We start from the raw sequence: 6,866 nt of genomic DNA, 5'->3' as shown, positions 1-6,866 counted from the left end.
TGTAAAGCGCTTTTTTTATGTACCTCCTTCTCACTCTCGAGTAAAATAGAACCCTCAACCGGTTCACCGAACTGTTGGCCTTATAAGCGTAAAATGGAGTATGTTAAAAGTTTCTTTTACCTAGATACTCATCTTCCTTGGCGGTCATCTTGGCTTTATCCGCCGGCTTTTTATCCGGATAGCCACACAGGTGCATTACACCATGAATAATAACCCGATGAAGCTCGTCACGCGCATCAACCTTAAATTTCTCAGCATTCTCCTGAATACGTTCCACGCTGATAAAAATATCGCCAGCGATGGTGTCATCATATTCGGACGAATCAAAGGTAACTATATCAGTATAGGTATCGTGATTTAAATACTGCTTATTGATTTCTAGTAAGTAAGCATCCGAGCAAAGGATAAAGCTCAATTCGCCCACACGTTTAAATCCTTCGGATTTGATGGCATCAGCAATCCATTGACGAATCTTTCCTTTTTCTTTTAATTTGAAATCCGTATCCTCGGTAAAAAATAATATGCTCTTCATCCTTCTATTTTTTATTCATTTTTGTTTGACTTATCAGTCGATGTGTATCTAAAAATTACGGCTATCCATGTAGCTTTGCAAAATGATAGTTGCAGACACGGTATCAATCAGTCCTTTTTGCTGACGGTCCTTCTTTTTTTTCCCACTTTGTGCAATCGCTGCAGAAGCCATTTTAGAAGTAAAACGCTCATCTATTTCGGCGACAGCAATTGCGGGATAAGTCTTCTTCAGTTTCCGAATAAAACCGACAACATGCTGTGCGGATTCAGAGTCTGTCCCATCAAGCTGCCGTGGCTTGCCTACAACAAAGGTTTCCACCTGTTCTGTCTGTAAATAATCAGCTAAGTATGTCCAGATATCCTGCGGATGTACTGTCGTCAATGCTGTAGCAATAATTTGCATTGGATCGGTCACCGCAACCCCTATTCGTTTTGTACCGTAATCAAAGGCCATCAATCTCATGGATATATATTTTTCACAAAAATACAAAGTAGTCCTGAGTATTACACAGGAAGATTTAATATTTCAATTGGACCCCGCTTTCTAATACATCCTCTTTTCGTTTTTGATCTTTTAATTTTGATCTTTTAATTTTGATCTTTTAACCAAAAAAACTATAACTTTGATAGACTATTTAACAACGACAAGCCAACTTGCTTTTTGAGGCAATAGATCACCGAATTCGATCTGATCATAGCGGGCCAATAGAATTGCCCTATAGGCACATTGATCAAGGCAACACCAAAGGCGATGCAGCATTTGGCTGTACGAAATCGGAAGAATAAATATTTAAACAAATGAAAAAAACACTTATTGCCAGTTTCCTTTTGGCCTTATGCTTAAATACGCATGCTCAAAGTAAATATGAGCAACAAATTACTGCTCTTCGTGAAAAAAAAGCCTCTGAATTGGCGAAAGAACAATATGGTCCATTGAAATCAGATCAAGTAGCGTTTTTGGATTACTTTCCCGTAGATGCGGGCTATAAAGTCAACAGCAAAATTGAAGTTTTGTTTGACGAACCGGTATTTCGGATGCCAACCTACGATGGCACAAGCAACGAGTACAAACGTTACGCCATCATTACCTTTACTCTTCATGGAAAGCAACATACGTTAAATGTCTACCAAAGTGTCGCATTATTTCAAAATCCAGCATACAAAAACCATTTATTTTTACCATTTTTAGATTTAACAAATGGTCAGGAAAGCTATAGTGGGGGCCGGTATATTGATTTATCAACAGACGACATTAAAGGAAACAATGTTGAGATAGACTTTAACAAAGCCTATAATCCCTATTGCGCTTATAGCAATGGCTACCGTTGCCCAGTCCCACCAGTTGAGAACAATTTAGAAACAAAAATTATGGCCGGAGAAAAAGCATTTCATAAGTCAAAGAATGAAAGACCAGTCAACCTTAACGCAGGACAGGAGTTCAGTGCTGCCGACAAGAAAATCATTTTATCAGGAGATGAAAATGCAATTCTTCGCGTATTGCAAACAACAGACGATAAAGATCTGAAAGTTTTAAAAACTACAAGCAGTGATGTCAAATACAACGACCCATTGATTGAGTCTCTTTCCAAAAGAATGTTCGCGACTGTACGTGATCCCAATCACCCCGGTGTAGGCATTGCAGCGCCACAAATCGGTATAAATAAAAATCTAATCTGGGTACAGCGATTTGACAAACCAGATCAACCATTTGAATTTTATGTAAATCCTAAAATTCTATGGCGCTCCAAACTGAAACGCAAAGGTGCCGAAGGCTGTCTTTCTATCCCTAATCGTAAAGAGGACGTATTACGGAGTTATGCTATCCGCCTACAATACATCAATAAAGAAGGTAAAGTTATCGAAGAAAATATCGAGGGTTTTACTGCTGTTATTTTTCAGCACGAAACGGATCATCTTTTCGGCATTCTATTTCCAGATCGACTGGAAGAGCAAAGCAAAGAAGCCTATGCGCCGTTGAATGACAAGATTGAGTTTTCTATCCAACCCACAACGTTGACGCCATAGTTTCTAGCCCCTGTATCAAGGGCCAAATCATAAGTATATAAATTGTGGTTTGATGATAGGACAAAAAGAGCCCCCATGAACGAATTCGTGGGGGCTCAATATTTATTATGGAATCTACTTGAGTTAGATCAATCCTTTTTCGGCCAATAACTCCGCTACCTGAACTGCATTTGTTGCAGCGCCTTTACGTAAGTTATCTGCTACTACCCACATGTTAAGGGTATTTGGTTGAGATTCATCACGACGGATACGTCCTACAAAAACCTCATCTCTGCCGTGCGCATCCTTTGGCATTGGATATTGTAGTGACGCAGGGTCATCAACAACAATACAGCCACTTTGCGCCGCTAAAGCTGCACGTACATCATTCAAATCAAAGTCATTTTCAAATTCGATATTCAATGATTCAGAGTGTCCTCCCATAACCGGAATACGCACTGTCGTTGCAGTTACTTTAATAGAGTCATCACGCATGATTTTATTTGTTTCCAAAATCATCTTCATTTCCTCTTTCGTGTATCCATTTTCTTGGAAAACATCAATATGCGGAATAACGTTTAAATCAATCTGATAAGGATAAGCTTTTTCACCATCTTTTCCGGCACGCTCATCCATTAACTGGTTAACGGCCTTAACACCAGTACCTGTTACAGATTGGTAAGTAGAAACTACAACACGTTTGATTTTATATTTATCATGTAATGGCTTTAAAGCCACCACCATTTGTATGGTTGAACAATTCGGGTTTGCAATAATTTTGTCTTCAGCAGATAACACATCGCCATTTACTTCTGGAACAACCAACTTTTTCGTTGGGTCCATACGCCATGCCGAAGAATTGTCAATCACTGTAATTCCAGCTTCAGCAAATTTAGGGGCGAATTCTTTCGAGGTATCACCACCCGCAGAAAATAACGCAACATCAGGTTTCAAAGCAATAGCCTCAGATGGTGTAACCACCTTATACTTCTTTCCCTTGAATTCAATTTCCTTACCCTTACTACGCTCTGAAGCTACTGGAATTAATTCTGTTACTGGGAAATTTCGCGCCGCCAACACGGTTAGCATCTCAGTACCTACAAGGCCTGTTGCGCCGACTACTGCCACTTTCATTTTTGTCTGTGTTTAAATTGTGTATATAAAATTGTTATTTGATTTTGTTTTTAGTTGATTCTCGAAGAATGAATTCTTCAAATTTAAAAAATATTCCCTAATTCCACTATTAAAATAACAAAATATTACTCCCTCTGCTAAAAATATCACAACATTAAGAATTTTTCCTCCATAATTGCTAAAAAAGGAATCCGTGCATCTCATAACTATTGCTAAAAATCAGGATTAAAGCAATTCAAAAAAAATAAAAATTTTCGCTGCTTATTCAAAAAAAAAGAACAAACGATTGAAACAGTTTAAAATCTCATAAAAACAGTCCCAAGAGTCTAAAAATTAGCATTTTTTCCCTACTTCCTAAAAGGCCACAAAGTTGATAGATACTGAAAAGCCTTTATATTTGCATCATAAACCGCCATGGTTGAAATTTCATTTTTCATTACATGATGAAACGTAAATTATGTCAGGCTAGATCCTATTATATCGATAGGAAGAAACGAGCGAAGCGATTCATTTATATTCTTGAGTATAGATCCTCAATATAGTGAAAGCGGGAGCTTCATAAAATAAAACTTACAAATGAAAGAAAGCATTATTATCATTGGTGCAAATGGCCAGATCGGCACAGAATTAGCTATTGCCTTGCGCAAAAAATTTGGTGCAGAGAATGTTGTAACCACTGACATTAGAGAACCGCAGATTAAAAGCCCTGACGAGAATTTCGAAATCGCTAATGTTCTTGACAAAAATGGACTCGAGACATTATTTCAACAATATAAACCTACTCAAGTATATCTACTAGCTGCCATGCTTTCGGCTACAGGCGAGAAATACCCTGAAAAGGCTTGGGAATTGAATATGAATGGTTTATTGAATGTTCTTGATCTAGCCGTGAACTATAAAGTCTCCAAGATATTCTGGCCAAGCTCTATTGCTGTTTTTGGGCCACACTCTCCGAAAACAAATACCGAACAATATTGCGTAATGGATCCCAACACGATTTATGGCATCAGCAAGCTTGCAGGTGAGCGTCTTATTGAATGGTATCAAGAACACCGTGGCCTGGATATTCGTAGTGTCCGTTATCCGGGTATCATTTCCTGGAAAACTGAACCAGGAGGTGGAACGACAGATTATGCAGTCGATATTTTTTATGAAGCATTGAAAACCGGGACATACGCCTGTTTCTTATCTGAAAACACAGCATTACCCATGTTATATATGGAGGATGCCATCCGTGGTACACTCGAATTAATGGATGCACCGAAAGAAAGCTTAAGCATTCGCCACAGTTATAACCTTGGTGGTATTACATTTACTCCAAAAGAACTTGCACAAGAAATTAAAAAAATTCTTCCTAATTTTGCAATCTCTTACATCGAGAACGATCCAAGACAACAGATTGCCGATTCATGGCCTGCTAGTCTAGATGATTCTTATGCAAGAAAAGACTGGAACTGGACGCCGGAATTTGACATCCAGAAGATGACAGTCGACATGATTGAAAATCTTAAAAACAAAATATAACAATGGGAAGAGCTTTCGAATTCAGAAAAGAGCGGAAATTCAAACGCTGGGCCAAAATGGCCGTTCAATTTACACGTTTAGGTAAAGAAATCGCCATGGCGGTTAAAGAAAGCGGCCCTCACCCTGAAACTAACTCGAGACTTCGTACAGCAATACACAATGCCAAGGCAGTAAATATGCCCAAGGATCGTATCGAAGCCGCAATCAAACGTGCTTCAGAAAAAGATTCAAAAGGTTACGAAGAGTATGTATACGAAGGCTATGGCCCGCATGGTGTACCTGTTTTAATTGAAACTGCAACAGATAATACCAACCGCACCGTAGGAAACATCCGTAGCTATTTTACAAAAGCAGGTGGTTCATTGGGGAAAACAGGATCATTGGATTTTATTTTCAATCGTAAATCCATTTTCCGTTTTGCTGCAACAGACGAACTGGACCTAGAAGAGCTTGAATTAGAGTTGATCGATGGAGGCTTAGAAGAATTGTACGTAGAAGCTGATGAAGAAGGCAATGATATTGCTGTCGTTCAAACTTCCTTCGAAGACTTTGGTAATATGCAAAAATTACTCGAAGAAAAGGGAATTGAAGTAACATCTGCGAAATTGGAACGTATTGCTTTATCGCATTCAGATATCACGGAAGAACAAGCTGCTGATGTCTTGAAGATGATCGATAAAATCGAAGAAGATGACGATGTTCAAGCAGTTTACCATAACATGGCTTAAGCTATTGAACCTATAAAACAATAAAAAAGAGCGCTAGTCGCTCTTTTTTATTTTAGGCCTCCCAGCTGCGTCAGAAAAATTACTACATTTGTAATAGACTATATTAAACTCATAACAGGATGACTTTTGAAGAATTTTTCATAAAAAAGAAAATTGATTTAAAAGCTTTACAAGCTGCAGATGGACCTTTATTTGAAGAGTTCAAAGCACATTATTCTGCTATGGGAGAAAAGAGTTTTGACCACAGCAAAAAGTTTTGGTTCAACAAGCTCCGAAAAAGCTTCCATCTAGCAGAGGAGGAAACTGTTATTGCAAAACCTATTGTAAAGCAGATTATCGCTGATACAGCATCCGAGACCTCCAGTATTCATACGGCAAAACCAGCAGGCTTTAAACCGCGATTCAAGGCACCTCCTACAGCCGTAGAAGATGAAGTCAAGGCAACATCCAAAAAGGAAATAACTGATTTAGCGGAATCCACTCCTGATTCAATACCCACAGGATTCAAACCAAGGTTCAAAGCTGGTGTAACCAAAGCTCCTGATGTGGCCGCAAGCACATCTGTATCCGAAGAAAAAACCGACGAAGCAACAACAGCCGCTCCAAAACCGACGGGCTTCAAACCGAGGTTCAAAGCTGGTGTAACCAAAGCTCCTGATGTGGCCGCAAGCACATCTGCATCCGACGAAAAGACCGACGAGACAACAAACTCTGCTCCAAAACCGACGGGCTTCAAACCAAGGTTCAAAGCTGGAGTAACCAAAAAGGAAACTTCTGAACAGACACAGCTGCCCGATACGAAAGACGAAATTAAGCTAGATAACAGCGTAAAGACCGAACCTGAAAACAACAGCACAGAAACACAGGAACCAGCTGTCAGTAAACCCACAGGCTTCAAACCGAGGTTCAAAGCTGGCGTAACCAAAACGGAAACTTCTGAACAGG

The 6,866-nt window shown here is 39.2% G+C and carries 7 protein-coding genes; 4 read left to right on the top strand and 3 right to left on the bottom strand.

What is annotated here, in order from left to right:
• Window positions 1–103: 103 nt before the first annotated feature.
• Together ybeY and ruvX are read right to left on the bottom strand one after the other, a co-directional pair.
• Window positions 104–532, bottom strand: a complete 429-nt coding sequence (ybeY, locus tag B4N43_RS09260; protein WP_286734299.1) for an rRNA maturation RNase YbeY — start codon at window positions 530–532, stop codon at window positions 104–106.
• 48 nt (window positions 533–580) lie between these two features.
• The gene (gene ruvX, locus B4N43_RS09255; RefSeq protein WP_046671589.1) at window positions 581–994 is read right to left on the bottom strand and encodes a Holliday junction resolvase RuvX; all 414 of its coding nucleotides are present in this window, start codon (window positions 992–994) and stop codon (window positions 581–583) included.
• A 335-nt stretch (window positions 995–1,329) separates the two neighbouring features.
• Here ruvX and def point away from each other — a divergent pair, with 335 nt between their 5' ends.
• Window positions 1,330–2,556: a peptide deformylase gene (def, locus tag B4N43_RS09250; RefSeq protein ID WP_286734296.1), complete on the top strand. Its 1,227-nt coding sequence runs from the start codon at window positions 1,330–1,332 to the stop codon at window positions 2,554–2,556.
• 123 nt (window positions 2,557–2,679) lie between these two features.
• Here def and B4N43_RS09245 read toward each other — a convergent pair whose 3' ends face one another.
• Window positions 2,680–3,669 (bottom strand): aspartate-semialdehyde dehydrogenase, encoded by a 990-nt coding sequence (locus B4N43_RS09245; RefSeq protein ID WP_088163260.1) that lies wholly within the window; start codon window positions 3,667–3,669, stop codon window positions 2,680–2,682.
• 576 nt (window positions 3,670–4,245) lie between these two features.
• On the opposite strand from B4N43_RS09245, the gene B4N43_RS09240 reads away from it, so the two are divergent.
• From B4N43_RS09240 to B4N43_RS09230, 3 genes are all read left to right on the top strand, one after another.
• On the top strand, window positions 4,246–5,193 hold the full coding sequence (locus B4N43_RS09240) for an NAD-dependent epimerase/dehydratase family protein (RefSeq protein ID WP_145330317.1): 948 nt from the start codon (window positions 4,246–4,248) through the stop codon (window positions 5,191–5,193).
• A 2-nt stretch (window positions 5,194–5,195) separates the two neighbouring features.
• A complete protein-coding gene (locus tag B4N43_RS09235) occupies window positions 5,196–5,921 on the top strand; it encodes a YebC/PmpR family DNA-binding transcriptional regulator (protein ID WP_075994546.1) in 726 nt (241 codons plus the stop codon).
• A 119-nt stretch (window positions 5,922–6,040) separates the two neighbouring features.
• Window positions 6,041–6,866, top strand: an 826-nt coding sequence (locus B4N43_RS09230; RefSeq protein ID WP_286734291.1) for a hypothetical protein, incomplete at its 3' end; no start/stop codon positions are given.

The organism is Sphingobacterium sp. UBA1897, assembly GCF_002337775.1.
Taxonomy (GTDB): Bacteria; Bacteroidota; Bacteroidia; order Sphingobacteriales; family Sphingobacteriaceae; genus Sphingobacterium; species Sphingobacterium siyangense.
Note: the sequence above shows the minus strand (reverse complement) of the source record. Positions and strands in the feature narration are given on the sequence as shown.